Genomic DNA, 20,398 nt, shown 5'->3' with positions numbered 1-20,398 from the left:
TTTAAAGCGCTAAATAATAATCTCACCCTCCTACCCGCTCAAAAAACACTTTTTTATAAGTCTCACTCACGGGAATGTAATCTCCCAAAAGTACTGCACGGTTGCGCTCGATAAATTCAATTTTATCCATGGCGATTATGTAACTCTTGTGAACACGCATAAAATTGCTTGAAGGCAGGGTTTTTTCAAAATGTTTGAGATTTTCCAGCGTCATGATTTTATCTCCAGCTGTGACAATCTGTACATAATCTGCCATTCCCTTAATATAATGGATATCCGCTAGATTGATCTTGAGGGTTTTGTACTCACTTTTGACAAAAATGTAATCGGGAGTCTTTTCAGGTTCTGTGCTAGCCTTCTGTAATCTAGACTTGATTTTCTCTACCGCTTTTTGAAAACGCTCTAGATTGATAGGCTTGAGCAGGTAGTCCACCACGTTGAGATCATATCCTTCAAGCGCATACTGATCGTAAGCCGTGGTAAAAACGACCATGGTTTTTGAACCTATGATTTTAGTAAACTGAACGCCACTCAATTCAGGCATTTGTATGTCTGAAAACACCACATCGGGACTTAGTTTTCCCAGTTCTTGCAGCGCCTCGATAGGATTAGTAAAAGCACCCACGACCTTAATGCCATCGGTTTTTGAAATATGACTTTCTAATAAATCCAGCGCAAGCGGCTCATCATCGAGTAAAACAGCTTTGATCATTGCGTAGGTAATTTTATATGGATGATAAACTGACCATCTTCTATGTTGCGTTCAAAAACATGCCGATCACCATAGGTAAGTTGTAGGCGTTTCTCAAGATTCTCAACGCCTATACCGCCTACTTCGTCTTTATTTTTGTCGGCAATTTTATTACTGATCGTGATATCAAGATATTCTCCCATCGCTTTGATAGCGATCCTTACGGGATGATTGGCATCAGTAACTTCACCATGTTTGAAGGCATTTTCTACCAGCGGCATGAGTACAAACGGCAATATCTTGTGGTGAATGCTTTGCGGGTCTAGGGTGATGGTGGTTTGTACGCTTTCGCGAAAGCGTAATTCCTGAAGTGCTATATAGTCATGAATGGACTGCACCTCATGTTCCACGGTTACCATCTCATCGCTCTCGTAAAGGCTGTAACGCAACAGTTTGCTAAGTCGATCAGTCGCCAGAAGCGCTTTATCAGAACCCATGTTGATCAAGGAATAGATATTGTTGAGCATGTTGAACAAGAAATGCGGATTCACCTGAGAGCGCAAGAATGAAAGCTCGGTTTTCTTGTTCTCTAATTCCAGTTGGCGCTGTCGTCTTTCCTTGAACTGACCATAAAAAATGAAAAAATAGGCGACCCCAAAAAGCGTATAAAGAATCGCATAATACAGATTGTCAGCGATGTAGTAATAAGCGGTGGTGCCTTCATAGTAGTTGCCGTAACCGGTAATGGATTTAATAATCACCTCTTCTACCAGATACCTGAGCCCTATGATTCCCAGTGCGATCGCAAACACCGCCAAAACATGGAACCACTTAGCTCGTTTCTGATATTGATAGTATAAATACAAATAGGTGCAAATCGCATAAGCCAAAAATAAAACCGAGGATTGCAGAACGAGCAGTGTCATATCCCACGGCTCACTCACAAATTGATCTACATATTTTGAGGACCGCAAGAGCTCTCTCAGCACTTCCATAAGAAGAAAGAAGGCATAAAAAGCGGCAATAAAACGTCCCAATTTTAATTTCATACAGTGAATTTATAAACTCAAATTTGATTATAAGTCGATCCATCGATGAAATAGGGGATTCTATCTGTAAAATGGATTCCCAGATTCTCTTCTTATTTCATAGATGAAATTTCAGGACTCATCGATTAGAGTCTTTGCTGCGATGGCGTGATTCTAGTTTTGGCTCGTAATCAAAAATTAAAATCATGAAAACGATCCTAACTACATTTATCGCCTTACAATTCATCAGTTACTTTACTAACGCTCAAAACATTAATGAACAACAGCTTCTGGAAGAAACTCAAAAAGCCTTTCAATTTGATGGAGCAGATGTGTTACTGCTAGGAACTTGGCACATGGGTGCAACCAGTGACGCCAATAAAAGCCGCTATGACGCTAGCCTCCCTCATCGTCAAATAGAAATTGCAGAACTTGCAAAAGAGATTGCTCAGAACTTCAAACCCACAAAAATTCTCGTAGAAGTGGTTCCAGAACAACAAGCTGAAATGGACTCCCTTTACCAAGTTTACCTTAAGAATCTGCAAAAAGTCAGCACCTTTCACGGTGAGGTAGGTTTACTCGCTTTTCAAATTGCCCGTCACAGCGAGGCAGAGTTGATCGCTATAGATCATAAAATGGGGTATGATTACGGTCGCATAGGTCAGATGGCCGATTCTATGGGTACACCAGCGGTATCAAAATACTACGGTCAGCTTATGCCATTTTTGCAAAAAGCTGCCCAGCTGGAAAAACAAGCGACTACCAAGCAACTATACCGCTTCACCAACACTCCAGAATACATCAGTTTCTTAAAACACGCAAATGCTGATTTACTTACTTATGTGAATACGGACGGTAACTTTGAAGGAGCAGACGTCGCCGCCGATTTCTACAAACGCAACTTGCGCATGTTTGCTAACATCAACAGACTAGACATCCAGCCTGACGATCGTATACTAATACTACAAGGAGCTACACACATTGCATTTTTCCATGAGTTTATGAAATATAGTCCTTTATATAATGTGGTAGATGCTCAGGAATATTTAAGGGATTAGCCAAACTCCTTAGCCCTTAATGCATCTCTCTCGCTGGTGGGATGCAGGTGGAGAGGGGAACTTCTTCCGGTGATAAGTAAGGGCAGGTTTAAACCTGCCCTTACTTATGATGCTCTATATGAGCTACAATCTCCTGCACCACCGCATCCAGATTTTTCAAAACCTCCTTTGACCAAAATCTAAAAACCTTGTAGCTTTTCTGTTCTAGCAAATAATTGACTTCGCGATCGAGTTGCATTCCTCTCGTGGTGTTTCGCTCGTCGGATGAAGGTGGAGAGGAGAACTTCTCCTGGTGATAAGTAAGGGCAGGTTAAATCCTGCCCTTATTTATGAAACTCTATATGAGCTACAATCTCCTGCACCACCGCATCTAGATTTTTCAAAATCTCCTTTGACCAAAACCGAAATACCTTATAGCCTTTCTGCTCCAGTAAGTGATTGACCTCTCCATCACGTTGCATGTTGCGTTCAATCTTGGGGATCCAAAAATCGCGATTGCTTTTAATGTTGTGTTTGCGGTTTTCCCAATCATATCCGTGCCAAAACTCGCCGTCCACAAAAATGACTGTCTTGTGAATGGGCATAGCGATATCTGGTTTACCCGGTAATTTTTTAAAGTCTTTACGATAGCGATAGCCTTTTGCCCACAGCGCCTTACGCAGCTTGATCTCAGGTTTCGTGTCTTTGCCACGTATCTTGCTCATTTGTTTAGATCGTTGGTTGGTGGTATAAAAGCCAGCCTCCTCAGAGAATTTGGGGACTTTAATAGGTTCTTCTGGAGTGTACTCGGTCATGTTTCAATCTAAGAAGCTTTGATCTCTTAAGTTCTAAGATTTATCATAAAACAAAAAACCCAAATCAAATTTGATCTGGGTTTCAATATTTTAGGTAAAAAAAAAACGAATTTATCCTATCGTTTCAGCTTTTAAGTACTCGCGGTTCATGCGGGCTATGTTTTCTAATTTAATACCCTTAGGACACTCTACCATACATGCACCGGTATTTGTACAGTTTCCGAATCCTTCTGCATCCATCTGGCGCACCATGTTTTGAACACGTTGCGTTGCCTCAACTTCTCCTTGAGGGAGTAGGGCATACTGAGAAATCTTAGCACTGGTAAACAACATAGCACTGGCATTCTTACAAGCTGCTACACAAGCACCACAACCTATACAAGTTGCTGACCAGAATGCCTCGTCAGCATTTTCTTTCTCGATCGGGATCGCATTAGCATCTTGAGTATTTCCCGAAGTATTGACAGATACATAACCACCAGCCTGCTGAATACGGTCAAATGCTGATCGATCTACTATCAAATCCTTAATTACTGGGAACGCTTTTGCTCTCCATGGTTCAATTGTGATTGTATCCCCATCATTGAATTTTCTCATGTGGAGCTGGCACGTCGTGATTAACTTTTGTGGACCGTGAGGTTCACCGTTGATCATCATATTACACGATCCACAAATTCCCTCACGACAGTCATGATCAAATTCTACCGGCTCATCACCTTTAGCGATCAGATCTTCGTTAAGAATATCCATCATTTCAAGAAAGGACATATCACCATCAACTCCATCAATTGGGTAGGTAACCATCTTTCCTTTGGCCTCTGGACCGGCTTGTCTCCAAACTTTAAGTGTTAATTTCATAACTTTCTAGTTATTGGTTAATGGTTAACTGTTAATAGTCAATCGCCACTAACCTTTTATTTTCTTCAAATAGTTGATATAGCCATTCAAAATCTTGAGCGTATCAAGAGCCATATCATTTAATTCGTTTTCTATTTTCTCGTCAATATAGCCTTCACATCTAGCGCAGTCTATTTGATCTTGAAGCTCGGTCAATGAGCCTCTTGCTGTTCTGCAAAACTGAATGTTTTCCTGATAATGGAAACGTCCATAGCCTTCAGCAATATTATGTGTAACTGATCTACTAGCTCTTCGCATTTGGGAGATCAATTCATACTTTTCAATTAGTGGAAAGGTTTTAATCACTTCGCTGACTCTGATTCTCAAAAATCTTCCCTTCTTCCAACACTCTAGATCTTTAAAAGAACTTATTCCAGCCATCTCACTTGCTTTCCAATTCAAATAACATTGCTTTCGCGAAAGCGAAAAAATCTAGCAATACATGAGTGATAACCATTTACCATTAACAGTTTCCTGTTAACTATTTATAGCTCCTTGTCTTCAATTCCACATTCTCAAACACCAAGTCTTCTTTATGAAGCTTAGCATCACGAGGGTTCTCATTATACTCCCATGCGCTTACAAACGTGAAGTTCTCGTCATCTCTCAATGCCTCACCCTCTTCAGTCTGATACTCCTCACGGAAGTGACCTCCACAGCTCTCATTTCTAGTCAAAGCATCCTTTGCAAATAGTTCTCCTAGTTCAAGGAAATCTGCTACACGGCCTGCTTTTTCCAGTTCTTGGTTTTTAGTATCTGGACTTCCTGGGACACGTACATTTTGCCAGAAGTCCTCACGTAAAGCCTTGATCTCATCCATGGCTTTCTGAAGATCCTGTGCATTACGGGACATACCACACTTGTTCCACATAATCAGACCCAGCTTTTTGTGGTAGTAATCTACACTATGTTTGCCTTCACCTGACATCAATTTCTCGATGCGAGCTCTGGTTTCCTTTTCAGCTTGTTCAAATTCTGGCGTATCTGTAGGGATAGGACCCGTTCTGATTTCATCAGCTAGGTAATCGCCTATTGTATAAGGCAAAACAAAATATCCATCGGCTAAGCCTTGCATCAAGGCACTTGCTCCCAGGCGGTTGGCACCGTGATCAGAGAAATTAGCCTCTCCAGCTGCAAAACATCCGGGAACGGTAGTTTGTAAATTATAATCTACCCAAAGACCACCCATAGTGTAGTGCACCGCTGGGAAAATCTTCATAGGAACCTCGTAGGGATTATCGTCGGTAATGTTTTGATACATATCAAAAAGGTTACCGTATTTTTTCTCAATCACTTTTTTACCCAAAGCGATGATTTCCTCCTTACTAGCATTTTTGTTACCACTGGTTAGAGCTTCCACTTTTCCATAACGCTCAAAGGCTTCGGCAAAGTCTAGATAAACCGCCTGACCTGTTTTGTTTACTCCATAACCAGCATCGCAACGCTCTTTTGCAGCACGAGATGCAACATCACGTGGAACGAGGTTACCAAATGCTGGGTAACGACGCTCTAGATAGTAATCGCGATCTTCTTCTGGAAGATCAACACCGCGTTTTTTACCGGCGCGTATTGCTTCTGCATCTTCTTTTTTCTTAGGCACCCATATACGCCCGTCATTTCTTAGAGACTCTGACATCAAAGTCAGTTTAGACTGGTGTTCTCCAGAAACGGGTATACAAGTCGGGTGAATTTGCGTGTAACATGGATTAGCAAAGAAAGCTCCACGGCGGTGGGTTCTCCAGGCTGCCATTACGTTACTTCCCATCGCATTAGTTGATAGGAAAAATACATTACCATAACCTCCAGAAGCAATAACTACAGCGTGAGCGCCATGTCTTTCAATCTCACCTGTTATCAGGTTGCGAGCGATAATTCCTCGCGCCTTACCGTCTACTACCACTAGATCAAGCATCTCATGACGGTTGAACGGCTGTACTTTACCACGGTTGATCTGTCTGTTCAAAGCCGAATAAGCTCCTAGTAACAGCTGCTGTCCTGTCTGACCCGCAGCATAAAACGTTCTGGAAACCAGTACCCCACCAAAGGAGCGGTTATCAAGTAACCCACCATACTCACGAGCAAAAGGAACTCCTTGAGCTACACACTGGTCTATAATGTTTGAAGAAACCTCAGCCAGTCTGTAAACATTGGCTTCGCGAGATCTATAATCTCCTCCTTTAATAGTGTCGTAAAACAATCTGTAGTCTGAGTCACCATCACCTTGATAGTTCTTGGCAGCGTTGATCCCTCCTTGTGCCGCTATACTGTGTGCACGTCTAGGAGAATCATTGTAACAAAATGTCTTAACATTATAACCTAGCTCTGCAAGTGTCGCTGCGGCAGAACCTCCAGCAAGACCTGTTCCTACAACAATCACGTCTATGTTACGCTTGTTTGCAGGGTTGACTAAGTTGATTGTATTTTTATGTAATGTCCACTTATCTGAAAGTGGTCCTTTAGGTACTTTAGAATCTAATACTGCCATAATATTCTTATTGTAGTCCTACAAAATGGTGGTACAACGCGATAAATATAAATCCTGCTGGGATCGCCACCGACCACGCATAACAAAATTTCTTGAGCCCATCGCCTCTCTTGACACTCTTCACTCCCATGGATTGGAACGAGCTATTAAAGCCGTGCCATAGGTGCATGGCGAGTAACACAAATGATAACACATAAAGTACTACTCTCCATATAGGCTCAAACTTATGAACGGTCTCGGCATAGTAACGTGTAGGTGATTCTGGTTCTGCGTAAATGAATTTATAAGCAATTTCATGTGCCCAGAAATCATACATATGAAGTCCCAGAAATGCTAGAACCACCAGTCCTGTGATGATCATATTACGGGAAACCCAAGTTGAATTTTCATTACCTCTAAAATCAACATATTTAATAGGCCGTGCTCTGTTATTGCGAATCTCAAGTACAATACCCATTATAAAATGTACAATCAAGCCACCTAATAGAATGGGCTGCAGTACAAACTGCACCAGTGGATTATAACCCATAAAATGAGACCACTCGTTAAAAGTGTCTGGAGCTATGACTGATGTGATGTTGATCACAAAGTGCTGCGTCAAGAAGATGACCAGAAACAAACCCGAGAGGGCCATGACCCATTTACGTGCAAGCGATGATTTTACTAATGCGCTCATGTATCCTTTTTTAATTTGTCGCAAAGATAGCGGTCAACCGTTTGAATTTCAATCGTAATAGTTAAAAGCAAACCCACTCAAACTTATTTGGATTAAATCTACATAATTTAAATGTGCCCACAAGCATTTAGTAGTGGTAGATGAGCAAACCTTTCAATCGTGTAGGTGTGCTATTTACGCTTTCGCGAAAGCGTAAAATTCAACAGTCAGTTGCCATGGATTATACTAAAGTATCTATAAACACAAAGCCGAAGTTCTGCAAACCCATTATTTTGTCTTCCATGATTAAAGTTTTGGAAATTTGAGTACCGCAACTACTGAAACAGACAGCAAGCTTCTACATAATCTGGTGGCCAACTGTGAGAATGGATTGAGAAGTATCTATGAAATACCTGAAGGGGGCTTCATTCACTTTGAGCCATCCTTGCCATTTCTATACATATATCGTAACAAGACAAATGATGCCGGTACAAGAAGGCTGGTGAAAAGTGGTGCCTCCTTTTTGATTATTGGCAACACGGAGGCTTACAGCTACGGTGTGCTGATCAACAAGCTCAGCGAAACAATGACGAGAAAGCACAATGCCTTTCTGCTTGTAGACATTTATAGCGGCATCAAAGGCTCGACAGATTTTAAGATTCACGCTCCCAAATCTGGTTTACCTGCTTCCATCGAGGCTTTAAAACATGAGCTGCATAAAATTAAGGTAAGTGAAAATGCGCCTTATCTAGGAGTTACCGTGGACAGTGATGAAGTCCACATTGACGGCGTTAACGTAATTCCCTGTGATGAAGACGATATTCTAAAGTGCGGTGCTGCCTTCATTCATGTAGAAGTGCCGCCCGTTTATCGCAATGCAAATGGAACCCTGTTTCCGGTTTTCTTCAGAAGATTTAGAGACCACTTTTCACGTGCGCTTCAAAAGGCAATATTTGAATTTGTCAGGGTGCAGACTACCTCGGGAATTCCCAGTTATACAGCACTGGGTAAGCGCAGCGTGCATAAGGAACTCTATAAAATAGATGAGGAACTTACCGCTATTGAGTCTTCTTACAGCCTACTCATGCTGGTAGCCCCTGTAAATATTAATGAGATCAGAAAAACATTTTTTGAAAGCGGCTTCAAAGAGGTGCCTGATTATCATTACAGACTCCTCCCCATTGATCCCGATAAGCTCAAGCGTAAATTATTCAATCTACGTATAGATGAGATCGACGATCCCGCGCTGGCATTTCTCTATAATGAGAAGCGAGAAGAACTGGAAAAACAGCTGTCCATGCTCAAGGAACGTGGAACGCGCAATTTTTTCTACAGCAGCATCAGGCTTTTTCAAGGTGTAGATAAAGATCTCAAAAAAGAGGCTGAAGACATTCTCTCAGTACTTGTAGAAGAGCCAGAAGGAAACTCTGACGAGTTGATGAACGCTCAACAATTCAAAGAGCTCGCCTTTAAAGAGTTTAACTATTTCAAAAAACAAGATCCTCAATTTGAGGGGAAGGTTCACTTGAAAGATGATCTCAATATTATGATGGTATCTCAAGGTGAATTCTACCTTCCTTTAAATACAAAATTGACACAACTCGATGCCAATGCCTTGCTTCAGCACGAGATAGGTACTCACGTACTTACTTATTACAATGGATCTAAACAACCGCTATCCCAACTAAGAACCGGGCTTGCCGATTATGATACGATGCAAGAAGGCCTTGCGGTAATGGCTGAGTTCTTATGTGGCTCACTCACGGCCAATAGACTTCGTACTCTTGCGGGTCGCGTAATTGCGGGTGATGCTCTTGTACAAGGATGTAGTTTTACTGAGATGTTTGACCTACTTAAAAACACTCATGGTTTTAGCAAGGAAAGGGCGTTCAATATAGTTTCCAGAATGTTTCAAGGTGGCGGTTTTCTCAAGGATATTGTTTATCTCAAAGGCTTTGTACAACTAAGGCATTACCTCAATACAGGCGGTGATCTCGAGCTTTTGTTAGCTGGAAAGTTTGCCCTTCATCACGTGAATATTATTAAAGAACTAGTGGAGCGCAAAGTGCTCGTTAAACCAGCTATCAAGCCTCGCTATCTAGAAATGAATTGTTTTAAAAACCAAATGAAAGAAATTAATGCAGGTACCTACCTCGCCCAAATGATCAAGAAATGAAAATATGTTTTGTATTAAGCCGCATAGACCAAGAGGGTTGTGGCACCAGTGTAAGAATTATTACAGAAGCCCATGACCGGAAACATGAGGTATACATTTGCAATGTGGGAGGATTTACCCTGCATAGCGATGGGAATGTAGACATTGAAGCAGTCAAGATATCTAAAGGTGCTAAAAAGCGTAATCCTCAAGAAACGCTGGAGTACATTCAGAAAAAAGATTTTGAGACTATCGCAGCAACTGATCTAGACGTGCTTTTCCTAAGAAATAATCCTACCGAGGAACCTGATGAGCGGCAATGGGCAGAGTTTTCTGGAATAGGCTTCGGGCAAATGGTTCAAGACTTAGGGGTTCTCGTCCTCAATGATGCCCATACCCTAGCTAATGCTTTCATTGACAAGTTGTATTTTGAAAGCCTGCCTGAATACATTAAGCCTAAAAGTATCGTAACCCGTGATCGTGAAAAACTCATGGAATTTTATGAACAAATGGGCAATAAAATGGTTTTAAAACCACTGGAAGGCTCGGGAGGACAGAATGTTTACATGATCGATAAGAATGAAAAAAACACCAATCAAATTATTGAAACAATCCTCAGAGAAGGTTATGTTATTGCTCAAGAATTTTTACCAGATGTAAAACATGGCGATGTGCGAGTGCTATTACTCAATGGTAGAATTATGGAAAAAGATGGTCAAAAAGGAATTTTAAGACGCGTACCTTCTGAGGGTGAGTTCCGCAGCAATCTCGCGCTGGGAGCAAGTGCCGCTACCACAGAACTTACTCCTGCCATGCAAGAAATTGTAGACATCGTTGCTCCAAAACTTATCAAAGACGGATTGTTTTTTGTAGGACTGGATATTATTGATGACAAGCTTATCGAGATCAACTTGCTTAGTCCCGGTGGGATGGACTATTTTGAAGAAGTGGGTATGCCCAACTTCGCTTCAAACGTGGTAGAAGCTATAGAAAGAAAAATCCACTACCGTCAGCAATATCAAGGTGCCTTAACAAACAAGCAACTTGCTACGATGGATTAGTTCGCTTTTGCGTGGTCACTATGCGGCGGTCTGAGAGCGGCGTCGAAGGGTAAGCAAAAAATCTTCAAAACAAATCATTCAAACAAATTAATGGAAAGAATCATAAACAAATACACCAGCGGTGATGCTGGGCCACTCGTTTTTATAACAGCTGCCGTTCACGGTAATGAACCTAGCGGTGTTCAGGCGCTGGAAGAAGTTTTTACTCAGTTGCAAACTGCTAAACCAAAGATAAAAGGAACATTAGTCGGTTTGCGCGGTAATCTCAACGCACTGGCAAATGACAGACGCTTTATTGATGAGGATCTGAATCGCACGTGGACAAAAGAGAAGATTGAAAAAACCTTTCACGAGACGCGAGAGGAAACTGAAATGATGGAAATTATTGAAATTCTAGACAAAGAGCTGGAAAACCACAATGGCAAAGAAGCTTACTTTCTTGACTGTCACACCACTTCATCGCAAAGCGTTCCCTACATAAGCGTTCAAGTTAAGGGTGATAATGACCCCTGGGCTCATAAGTTTCCCACTTACATTGTGCGTGGTTTCAGCGATATGGTAAACGGTAGCATCGATCACTATTTTACCGATCGAGGCCTGACCGGTTTCACTTTTGAGGCAGGACAACACGACCACCCGGATTCAAAGCGTCATCATGAGAGTATGATCTGGCTAATATTAAAAAATGCCTGCGACCTCGATCTTACAGAAATAGCGACCTATCCAGATTGTATTGAAAGTCTTGAAAACGACCCTCCTAACCAAAAAACCTTTGAGATCATCCATCGACACGAGATCCAATCAGATGATGATTTTAAAATGATACCTGGATTTGAAAACTTTCAAAAAATTTCAAAAGGCGAACTGCTTGCCCACAATAATGGAGAAGACGTCAAAAGCATTTGGGACGCTCGCATATTCATGCCGCTCTATCAAGGTCAGGGCAACGATGGTTTTTTTGTGATTGAGGAGCAATAAAGCTGGTTTTAGAAACCTACTCAACCACCAGCTCTTGACTTTTACTCATTTTTCCCATACTTAACTTGATGGTGTACTCGCCTTTGGGTAAATAATATTTGCCATTTTGAGCTTCCTCTGGTCTGCTGTCTTTATCAAAACGTTTCAGATTTGATTCATCAACCGTAGCGTTATACTTATAAAAGTTCAAGCCCTTATCGGCTTCAATCTTTTCGGTTTTGAGAGCTTTTCCATCCTCATTAAGTATTTCCATAGTTATGGTTCCTGCATTAGGGCTATAGAAGGTAACCTCCACGCTCGGCTCGTAATAATTTTTGCTCCAGGTGCGTTTGCTACCGTAGCTGGACGAGGCTCTTATTTTTCCCGCTTTCGCGAAAGCGAAATTCTCAGCACTCATAAATTGATCAGCTTTTACGCCTTCAAATAAATCGATCGCATCAAGATTTGCCAAATAAATAGAGCGACCGTGCGTTCCCACCAAGAGATCATTGGCCTCTGGCTGAATCTTCATGTCGTGTACCGCAACTGGGGGCATGTCACCGTCGAGAATTTCCCAACTTATACCCTGATCCATCGAGACGTAAGAAGCATTATCAGTTCCTACAAAAAGAACGTTTTTGTTTTTAGGATGCTCGACAATAACGTTTACCGGACTAGCGGGTAGGTTGGCTCCTATATTCTTCCAAGTCTTCCCGTAATCTGTACTCCTATATATATAAGGAGTAAAATCATCCCAGCGGTAACCGTTAAATGTAACGTAAACAGTCCCTTTTTCATGCGCTGAAGCCACCACTCGGCTCACCCATAGATTTGCAGGCCAGTTTCCTTTAAGTTTATTCCAACTTGCACCGCCATCTTGGGTAAGTTGAACGAGTCCATCATCTGATCCTGTGTAAATCATTCCAAATTGAAAAGGCGACTCGCTTATGGCTGTCAATGTGCCGTAAGCGACATTACCTTTTTTCCCGCCTTGTGTCAAATCTGGAGAGATCGCCGTCCAGTCATCACCTTGGTTGAGCGATCGGTGCAGTTTATTTCCTCCTATATACAAAATATCTTGATTGTGCGGACTCAACAAGATAGGTGTTTGCCAGTTAAAGCGGTAGGGAGCTTCACCCAATTCGTGTTTTGGCTGGATATAAATGCGATCGCCGGTTTCACGGTTGATTCTGTAATAATTTCCAAATTGGAATCCTGTGTAGACGATATCTGAATTTCTGGAATCGATCTGGATCTGCATACCATCGCCACCCATGATAAATTCCCAGGGATAGCCACCATTCTGCATCCAGCCTCGATCATTGCGTGATGTGTGTGCTCCTACCCAAACTCCATTATCCTGAAGTCCACCATAAACATTATAAGGCTTCTCATGGTCATAATTAATGGCATAAAACTGCCCCACGCTGGTGGAATTGTTTTTGATCCAGGTTTCTCCATCGTCATAAGTGATGTTCACACCACCGTCATTCCCATTGATTAAGTGACCACGCATATTAGGATCCACCCATAGCGCATGATGGTCGGCATGAACATTTTCTTTTGAGATGCTTTCCCACGTCTTACCACCATCATCAGATTTTACGATTGGTACACCCATTACATAAATGTGGTCTTTGTCGCTAGGATCTACGCGTACCTGAGCAAAATAATAACCGTAGCTGTAAAACAGATCGTCGATCTGTCCCTCATGAGTCTTTTTCCAGGTCTTTCCTCCATCATCAGAGCGGTAGAGCTCAGCTCCTTTTACGGGTGTGTCAAACAGCTGGGTATTTGCATCTTCTAGATATTTTGCGAGATCGGCTGGTTTTGCGGCACCGCTGCGCACCATGTTTTTGACGTTTTGGGCGCGGTATTTTTCTTGGAACCCATTTTCTTTCAAAAAGGCGTTGAGTGTTTTATCATCCAGTTTCAAAAACGCATCCATGGTCATGCCTTGGAAGTCGTCTTTCTTTAGGCTTCGGCTCCGCTCAGCCTCCTTTTCTTTACGGTCGCTGAGCGGAGTCGAAGCGTCTCTACGAAATTGTGAATCATGAATCGCATAAATGGTATTGGCATCATAGGCAGCAAGACCTATGCGCCCCACACCAGTTCCCGTAGGGAATCCACTCTGCTCCGTACTGATCTTGTTCCAGGTCTCTCCAGCATCAGTACTTTTATAGATGGCACTGGCGGTTCCATCACCATCAAAATTCCAGGCCTTACGGTCCTTTTCCCAGCTCGCGGCAAAAAGCGTATTAAAATCGCCTGGAACTTGAACTAGATCAATGAAACCAGCCATGTCTGTTGCAAAAAGTGTTTTGTTCCATGTCTTACCGCCATCTTTTGTAATGTAAATACCACGATTCTCATTTTTTGAATAAAGAGGCCCTGTTACTGCAACTACGACATGATCAATATTGTTTGGATTGATTAAAATGCGGCCTATATGATGCGATTCAGGAAGCATGGGCGCGCTCCAGGATTTTCCCCAATCGGTGGATTTGAGTAGGCCTATTCCAGCATAACTGCTGCGACTACTATTATTTTCTCCGGTTCCCGCCCAGATGGTTTTAGAGTTCCAGTCTACGGCGATATCGCCCAGATTAACCGTACCCGCATTATCCATAAGCGGTTCAAAGCTGGTTCCATTATTTGTAGTATGGAATAGTCCGCCACTGGCATAAGCGACTAGAAACTCCGCTGAATTTTGCGGATTCACATCCAGATCCACTACTCTACCCGACATGATGGTAGGGCCTATGTTTATAAACTCGAGATTCTTTACCAGAGACTCTTTTTTCATTTGCTCAATTTTATCCAAGCCGTCTAGCACGTCTTGTGCAGGTGTCGCTGGCGGGACTTGAGCAAAAGCAATAAATGAGATCAAAAAAGAGGTAGATAGTAAAATACGTTTCATGTAGAATTTCTTTGCAGGCTTAAAGATACGGTAGGGAAAAATTAATGGGACCTAGTAATTGTGTTTGCCTAGATATAGTTTCGCTTTCGCGAAAGCGCAATAACTAAAAGCTCAACCAGAACAAAGCAAATTCCTATCTTTGAAATATGTCACCAGAACTCAAACTTGCAATTATTGAAACGCTGAAGGAACTAAACCCAAAGGAGATCGCCATATTTGGTTCCTATGCGCGTGGTGAGGAACATCCTGAAAGTGATATTGATATCTTGATCGATTATCACGATGCGGTTAATTTTTTTGAGATTGTGCGAGCAATCAGGAAACTAGAATCTTTAATCGGTATTAAAGTCGACCTCGTCGATACAGGTGCAGCCTCCTCAAAATTTATGAATTCCATTCACCCTGATTTGATTAAAATATATAGTGATGTCAAAAGATCTGCATAAATTAGAGAGCGCGGTCGCGTCGATTAAAAAGATCAAAAAGTATACGGCAGGATTAAATTATGAGGAGTTTTCTAACCAAGATGTTATTATCGATGCTGTTTTGATGCACTTTGGCAATTTGGGCGAAAAACTTGGAGGCATATCACCTGAGTTCAAAAACAAGCATGATGAGATTCCTTATCGCGACGCTAAGGATATGCGCAATTATGTAGCACATCAATATGAGGGTGTTAATGCGCTTTCTGTTTGGAATATGGTGACAGAGATAATTCCCAATCTTGAAGTCCAACTCAAGAAAATTCTTGATGACTAATAACCACTACCTCGACGGTCAAGTCTTACTGATCGATAAACCTCTGAACTGGACTTCTTTTCAGGTAGTCAATAAAGTGCGCTGGCTGATCCGTAAACAGTTCAATATCAAAAAAATTAAAGTGGGTCACGCGGGCACGTTGGATCCACTGGCAAGCGGATTGCTCATTATTTGTACCGGTAAGGAAACTAAAAACATCAACACCTATCAAGCTCAAGAAAAAGAATACACAGGAACCATCACTCTCGGAGCTACGACTCCCAGTTACGATCTAGAAACTGAAGTCGACCAGACTTATCCCGTAGATCACATTACTGAAGAGCTTTTGAAAAATTCAACCGAGCAATTTACTGGTGAAATCCCGCAAAAGCCGCCTATCTTCTCAGCCATTAAAAAAGACGGCAAAAGACTCTACGACATTGCTCGTGCCGGTGAGACGACCGAAATCAAAGCGCGCACAGTAACTATCCATGATTTTGAACTAACCAACATCGATTTACCAAAGGTTGATTTCAAAGTTAATTGCAGTAAAGGAACTTACATCAGATCGCTGGCAAATGATTTTGGGAAAGCGGTCAACAGCGGCGGTCACCTTAGCGCTTTGCGACGCACCGCCATAGGAAGCTATCGAGTTGAGAATGCAATGGGAATTGAGGAGTTTGAGGCGATGTTAACCTCTCCATCAGCCCCTCTCAAGTAGAAAGAGGAGCTATTTAATTCTATGAGAGTTTAGTGAATACATTCTCCTCCTAAATCTTGTGCTCGTCAGAGACAAGTTTTAGACCAGCAGGTGGTATAAGACCTCATAGGTTTTTAAAACCTCGGAGGTCTAGATTTAATTACGAGAAACCTGTTCAAGAAATGTCAGTTATAGCGATAGTCGAGAACGTTTTGAAACTTCTCATAACCCAGTCCCTTCCAGCGCAAGGGTAGTTTCAAGTTCTTTTCGTGAATTTCAATCGATCTCCACCAGCACGGGACAGTGGTCGCTGTGAACTGCTTCGCTTAAAATGACTGATCTTTTAACGCGGTCTTTAAGCGTGTCGTTCACCATATGGTAATCGAGTCTCCAGCCTTTATTCCTTGCACGCGAGCCGCCACGATAACTCCACCAGCTGTACTGGTCAGGCTGATCGTTAAACATTCTGAAGGTGTCCACAAAACCACTAGCGACTAGACGATCCATCCACTCGCGCTCTTCTGGCAAGAATCCTGAGGTATTTTTAAGACGTACGGGATCGTGAATGTCGATGGCCTTGTGACAAATATTATAGTCACCACAAACAAGAAGATTAGGTCGTTGTACCCGCAATTCTTTAGAATATTGTAGAAACAATTCCATGTACTCAAACTTCAAGGACAGGCGCGCATCGTTGGTACCACTGGGTAGGTACATGGACATGATGGATAGGTCACCATAATCGGCGCGTATATTTCTGCCCTCGCTGTCCATAAGGTGGATTCCCGTACCGTATTCTACGTGATCGGGTTCGGTTTTGGCAAGGATCGCGGTGCCAGAATAGCCTTTTTTCTGTGCTGGGTAGTAGTACTGGTATGAATATCCCGCTTTCGCGAAAGCGTCCTTATCCACCTGCTCCTCCATAGCTTTAATCTCTTGCAGGCATAAAACATCAGGATCAGCAGATTTTAACCAACCGATCAAGTCTTTTTTCATCGCGGCACGTATGCCGTTTACATTATAGGATATAATCTTCATTTTCTATCTCTATAAATTAATTCTTCATATTCTTCTAGAGCAATTTTGTAAACTTGTCGAACATACGCAGCATCTTCGGCATCAAACATTCCTTCTTCGTTGTCAAAATAGTCTCCATTAACATGAGTAAATCCCTTTAACTCGTTTTTGGAGTTTTTGGAATTAGCGATTTGCTCTTCTAGATTTAACACATACCATTTATAAGAATTTTTTATGCCCTTAATTTACAGTTTTGGACGTCGCTAGAAATGACTGTATCAACAAATCCACAAGCAGAAAAATTTATTTTGTATAGCTTACATTTTTCAAATATTGAAGACTTAAAACTCGAAGCGATAAACTTAACATCAATGAAATCCGAATTCATGAAATTTGAGTCGCTGAATTGGCAGGACAAAAACTTTGCTTTGTAAAAGTTGCCAGAAAGAATAAGCTCATCAAACTCAGAATCAATCATAGTGGTTGACAGCATATTTGTACTGTTTCCCAAAATTTGAACTTTGCTAAACTTTGCATTCCTTATTTGAGTTTTATGCAAAATGCAAGATTTAAAAACAACTTCGCTAGCACGAGTTGATCCAAAATCAGCAACCGTAAATGAGCAATTTTCAAAAGTTGCTTTGTCAATAAACATGGGCATATAAGAATAACTAAAGTCCCAACCAACCAGGTTTTTATCATCGAAACTCACAGAATGTAAGTTACTGTAGCTCAAATCACCCGTTAAGCCTTTGAAAATATCATCAAGCACGTAATCTGAGATTGTACGTACAATTGTAGAGTTAATATTTTCTGCGTGTTTAGTAGTACTTGCTTCACTCCTAAGTTTACTACAGAGGATGTTGAAAACTACAGCTTGAAATTTCTGACTTTCATTGGCGAGAAAAAAGAGTTCGGAAATTCCTCCTAGAACTATAGGCTCCTCTTTCGATCCCAAGTGCTCAATCGCATTTTTGAACTGCTCATTGAGTTGGTTGTTTTTACTTAATTCTATTTGATGCGTCTGGTTTACGATGCTTTTTGACTGAACCATTATAGCTTCCTGACTAGCTTTTGCTCGGATCAGTGCAGCTTTCAAACCAATGATTACCAAAATGCCACCTACTATACTTATAATTAATTTGATTAGCTCTCCGATTCTATCCTCGTTCGTTGGATAGATCCAAAATGCCATACGTTCTATATCTGAAAGAAATGAATCCCAAAAATGAATCAATAGTCCGATTAGGGTTGATAAAATAAGTACCACAAGAAATGAAAGTCTCTTTCTCATCTTATGAATCAATTTCGATACATACCTATTACAGTCTCATTATTGTCCGTTTTATAGGCTCGATACATTCCTGCTGTATTAAATTCCATGGAGATATTCCCCAAATGATCCAATGCAACGATACCGCCGGTACCGCCCAGATCTACGAGTTTTTTCTGTATCACCTCATCAGTCGCTTCTTTTAAAGTCAAGCCGCCATATTCCATAAGTGCACTGATGTCGTAGGCGACCTGGGCGCGGATGAAATACTCACCATGTCCCGTGCTGGAAACTCCGCAGGTAGCATTATTTGCATAAGTTCCACTTCCAATGATAGGAGAGTCACCTATACGACCGTATTTTTTGTTTGTCATACCTCCCGTACTGGTTCCAGCGGCGATGTTGCCGTTTTTGTCAAGTGCGACACAACCCACGGTTCCATACTTGGAATCTTTGATGAATGGATCTTGAGAAGCTAGATCAGAAGAGGTTTTTTCATATTCATTCTCAACAAAATTAGTTTGAGTAGGGTTGATTTCAGAGTTATATACTTGTTTTAGATTTTGCTTTTGAGTCTTCTTTCCTCTAGTGATCACTCTTTGAAGAACGTCATATCTATTTTGGGTGAAAAAATATTTATTCTCAACAATCTCGATTTTCTCATCTTTTAGGGAGGCGGCAAATTCCTCAGCACCAGAGCCGCTTAATAGAACGTGTTTTGAATCGGTCATGACCTTTCGTGCAAGCGAAATAGGATTTTTTACCGTGGTTACGCCTGCAACGGCTCCAGCGTTAAGTGTGGAACCATCCATGAAACTCGCGTCGAGCGAATTCACACCATCATGAGTAAAAACGGCTCCTTTGCCTGAGTTAAAAAGCGGTGAGTCTTCCATGATTCTGATGCTTTCTTCAACGGCATCCATGGCAGTGCCACCATCGGTCAAGATTTTGTGACCAGCTTCTACGGCTTCGGTAAGCTTCTGGTTGTACTGTTTTTCCAGCTCAGGCGTCATGTTCTCTTTCTTGATTGTTCCAGCGCCGCCGTGTATTACGATGGCAAAATCGGCTACCTTTTCTGGATGCTTTGTTAGCTCTTTGTGATCAATCTGACTATTTGTAGGTTGTTCATTTTTGCCGTTGCAGGCGATCAAGCCAAGAAATACAATAATGTATAGAAATCTCATTAGATACGATTTTGAGCGAAAGTTAGGACATAACGAAGGCATTTCATAGCTACTAACATGGGAAGCCTTAGGTTATATTTATCTTAGCCGCATGAACTGGCTAGACATTGCAATTTGTATACTTCTGCTCATAGGTCTGTGGAAGGGTTACCTAAATGGTTTTTTTGTAGAGTTGACCTCGATTATCGCGCTTATTGCCGCAGTGTATGGATCTCTCTACTTTTCAAATTACGCTGGGGACTGGTTGCGCCAGCAATTTGAATGGGAGGAGACCTATATCGCTATTGCTAGTTTTATCATCACCTTCATCGTGATCATTTTTGTCATAACCTACGTGGGTAAACTGATAACGAAAGTTATCAAGACTGTTCAACTCAGTTTTTTGAACAAAATGGCAGGTGGCGCCTTTGGAACCTTGAAAATGGCATTTCTTGCGAGTGTCATACTGATGTTTATCAATTCTGCAAGTGGTGAGTTTCATATTATAGACAAGGAAATTAAAGAGGATAGCTTGATTTATTCCCACATTAAACCCATGGCTCCTTTGATACTTCCTAAAATTCTAGAGGAGGCTGAAAATATCGATAGACGCTTGAGAGATGAGCAAAATGAAGCTGACGAAACTTAGAATCTGTAGCCGAGTATTATATATTCTTACCTTTTCTTACAAAAATTTTCCTAATATGTCTTTAAACCATATTAGCTAAAATCATTGATCTCAGTACGTTAGTGTATTTGGTCAATGATGGAGGTGATGAATTCAGTAGATGTTACGTAAATAAATT

At 41.5% G+C, this 20,398-nt stretch carries 22 protein-coding genes; 9 read left to right on the top strand and 13 right to left on the bottom strand.

Annotated elements, in window-relative coordinates; genetic code table 11:
- Window positions 1-22: 22 nt before the first annotated feature.
- Both BST97_RS11485 and BST97_RS11480 read right to left on the bottom strand, forming a co-directional pair.
- The gene (locus BST97_RS11485) at window positions 23-712 is read right to left on the bottom strand and encodes a LytR/AlgR family response regulator transcription factor (protein WP_085767371.1); all 690 of its coding nucleotides are present in this window, start codon (window positions 710-712) and stop codon (window positions 23-25) included.
- Entirely contained in the window at window positions 709-1,740 is a 1,032-nt protein-coding gene (locus tag BST97_RS11480; protein WP_085767370.1) for a sensor histidine kinase, read from the bottom strand. Before BST97_RS11480 ends, BST97_RS11485 begins: the two co-directional genes overlap by 4 nt.
- A 185-nt stretch (window positions 1,741-1,925) precedes the next feature.
- Between BST97_RS11480 and BST97_RS11475 the strand changes: the two genes are divergently transcribed.
- Window positions 1,926-2,777, top strand: a complete 852-nt coding sequence (locus tag BST97_RS11475; protein ID WP_085767369.1) for a DUF5694 domain-containing protein — start codon at window positions 1,926-1,928, stop codon at window positions 2,775-2,777.
- A 100-nt stretch (window positions 2,778-2,877) separates the two neighbouring features.
- On the opposite strand, the gene BST97_RS16405 is transcribed toward BST97_RS11475, so the two are convergent.
- The 6 genes from BST97_RS16405 to BST97_RS11445 form a co-directional block, all read right to left on the bottom strand.
- Complete coding sequence (locus tag BST97_RS16405; RefSeq protein ID WP_085767368.1) at window positions 2,878-3,015, bottom strand: DUF559 domain-containing protein; 138 nt, start codon at window positions 3,013-3,015, stop codon at window positions 2,878-2,880.
- Window positions 3,016-3,100: 85 nt separating this feature from the next.
- On the bottom strand, window positions 3,101-3,571 hold the full coding sequence (locus tag BST97_RS11465; protein ID WP_085767367.1) for a very short patch repair endonuclease: 471 nt from the start codon (window positions 3,569-3,571) through the stop codon (window positions 3,101-3,103).
- Between the two features lie 111 nt (window positions 3,572-3,682).
- A complete protein-coding gene (locus BST97_RS11460; RefSeq protein ID WP_085767366.1) occupies window positions 3,683-4,429 on the bottom strand; it encodes a succinate dehydrogenase/fumarate reductase iron-sulfur subunit in 747 nt (248 codons plus the stop codon).
- Between the two features lie 48 nt (window positions 4,430-4,477).
- Window positions 4,478-4,870 carry a four helix bundle protein gene (locus BST97_RS11455; protein ID WP_245833558.1) on the bottom strand — a complete coding sequence of 131 codons (393 nt, stop codon included), beginning with the start codon at window positions 4,868-4,870 and terminating at the stop codon, window positions 4,478-4,480.
- A 79-nt stretch (window positions 4,871-4,949) separates the two neighbouring features.
- Entirely contained in the window at window positions 4,950-6,953 is a 2,004-nt protein-coding gene (locus tag BST97_RS11450; RefSeq protein ID WP_085767364.1) for a fumarate reductase/succinate dehydrogenase flavoprotein subunit, read from the bottom strand.
- Window positions 6,954-6,960: 7 nt separating this feature from the next.
- Complete coding sequence (locus tag BST97_RS11445) at window positions 6,961-7,629, bottom strand: succinate dehydrogenase cytochrome b subunit (protein WP_085767363.1); 669 nt, start codon at window positions 7,627-7,629, stop codon at window positions 6,961-6,963.
- A 140-nt stretch (window positions 7,630-7,769) separates the two neighbouring features.
- Here BST97_RS11445 and BST97_RS15860 point away from each other — a divergent pair, with 140 nt between their 5' ends.
- From BST97_RS15860 to BST97_RS11430, 4 genes are all read left to right on the top strand, one after another.
- Complete coding sequence (locus BST97_RS15860) at window positions 7,770-7,934, top strand: hypothetical protein (protein ID WP_157111644.1); 165 nt, start codon at window positions 7,770-7,772, stop codon at window positions 7,932-7,934.
- A complete protein-coding gene (locus BST97_RS11440; protein WP_157111642.1) occupies window positions 7,931-9,784 on the top strand; it encodes a flavohemoglobin expression-modulating QEGLA motif protein in 1,854 nt (617 codons plus the stop codon). Before BST97_RS15860 ends, BST97_RS11440 begins: the two co-directional genes overlap by 4 nt.
- Window positions 9,781-10,824: an ATP-grasp domain-containing protein gene (locus tag BST97_RS11435; RefSeq protein WP_085767362.1), complete on the top strand. Its 1,044-nt coding sequence runs from the start codon at window positions 9,781-9,783 to the stop codon at window positions 10,822-10,824. The genes BST97_RS11440 and BST97_RS11435 overlap by 4 nt, the downstream gene beginning before the upstream one ends.
- 90 nt (window positions 10,825-10,914) lie before the next feature.
- Window positions 10,915-11,802, top strand: a complete 888-nt coding sequence (locus BST97_RS11430) for a M14 family metallopeptidase (RefSeq protein ID WP_085767361.1) — start codon at window positions 10,915-10,917, stop codon at window positions 11,800-11,802.
- A gap of 16 nt (window positions 11,803-11,818) precedes the next feature.
- Here BST97_RS11430 and BST97_RS11425 read toward each other — a convergent pair whose 3' ends face one another.
- Window positions 11,819-14,701, bottom strand: a complete 2,883-nt coding sequence (locus BST97_RS11425) for a VPS10 domain-containing protein (protein WP_085767360.1) — start codon at window positions 14,699-14,701, stop codon at window positions 11,819-11,821.
- Between the two features lie 146 nt (window positions 14,702-14,847).
- Here BST97_RS11425 and BST97_RS11420 point away from each other — a divergent pair, with 146 nt between their 5' ends.
- From BST97_RS11420 to truB, 3 genes are read left to right on the top strand one after another with little or no spacing between them, the layout of a single operon-like run.
- Complete coding sequence (locus BST97_RS11420) at window positions 14,848-15,147, top strand: nucleotidyltransferase family protein (RefSeq protein WP_085767359.1); 300 nt, start codon at window positions 14,848-14,850, stop codon at window positions 15,145-15,147.
- Entirely contained in the window at window positions 15,128-15,460 is a 333-nt protein-coding gene (locus BST97_RS11415) for a HepT-like ribonuclease domain-containing protein (protein WP_085767358.1), read from the top strand. The genes BST97_RS11420 and BST97_RS11415 overlap by 20 nt, the downstream gene beginning before the upstream one ends.
- Window positions 15,453-16,160 (top strand): tRNA pseudouridine(55) synthase TruB, encoded by a 708-nt coding sequence (gene truB / locus BST97_RS11410; RefSeq protein WP_085767357.1) that lies wholly within the window; start codon window positions 15,453-15,455, stop codon window positions 16,158-16,160. Before BST97_RS11415 ends, truB begins: the two co-directional genes overlap by 8 nt.
- A gap of 255 nt (window positions 16,161-16,415) precedes the next feature.
- Here truB and BST97_RS11405 read toward each other — a convergent pair whose 3' ends face one another.
- Genes BST97_RS11405 through BST97_RS11390 form a run of 4 tightly spaced genes read right to left on the bottom strand, consistent with a single transcriptional unit; the run spans window position 16,416 to window position 19,613 of the window.
- Window positions 16,416-17,177, bottom strand: a complete 762-nt coding sequence (locus BST97_RS11405; RefSeq protein ID WP_085767356.1) for an exodeoxyribonuclease III — start codon at window positions 17,175-17,177, stop codon at window positions 16,416-16,418.
- Window positions 17,174-17,368, bottom strand: coding sequence for a hypothetical protein (locus BST97_RS11400; protein ID WP_085767355.1), 195 nt, complete (start codon window positions 17,366-17,368; stop codon window positions 17,174-17,176). Before BST97_RS11400 ends, BST97_RS11405 begins: the two co-directional genes overlap by 4 nt.
- A gap of 20 nt (window positions 17,369-17,388) precedes the next feature.
- A complete protein-coding gene (locus BST97_RS11395) occupies window positions 17,389-18,450 on the bottom strand; it encodes a pentapeptide repeat-containing protein (RefSeq protein WP_085767354.1) in 1,062 nt (353 codons plus the stop codon).
- 8 nt (window positions 18,451-18,458) lie between these two features.
- A complete protein-coding gene (locus BST97_RS11390; protein ID WP_085767353.1) occupies window positions 18,459-19,613 on the bottom strand; it encodes an isoaspartyl peptidase/L-asparaginase family protein in 1,155 nt (384 codons plus the stop codon).
- A gap of 91 nt (window positions 19,614-19,704) precedes the next feature.
- On the opposite strand from BST97_RS11390, the gene BST97_RS11385 reads away from it, so the two are divergent.
- Window positions 19,705-20,241: a CvpA family protein gene (locus BST97_RS11385; protein ID WP_085767352.1), complete on the top strand. Its 537-nt coding sequence runs from the start codon at window positions 19,705-19,707 to the stop codon at window positions 20,239-20,241.
- Window positions 20,242-20,398: the final 157 nt, after the last annotated feature.

It is taken from the genome of Nonlabens spongiae, from assembly GCF_002117125.1.
Taxonomy (GTDB): domain Bacteria; phylum Bacteroidota; class Bacteroidia; order Flavobacteriales; family Flavobacteriaceae; genus Nonlabens; species Nonlabens spongiae.
The sequence above is the reverse complement of the archived record's forward strand: the minus strand, read 5'-3'. Positions and strand labels throughout refer to the sequence as shown.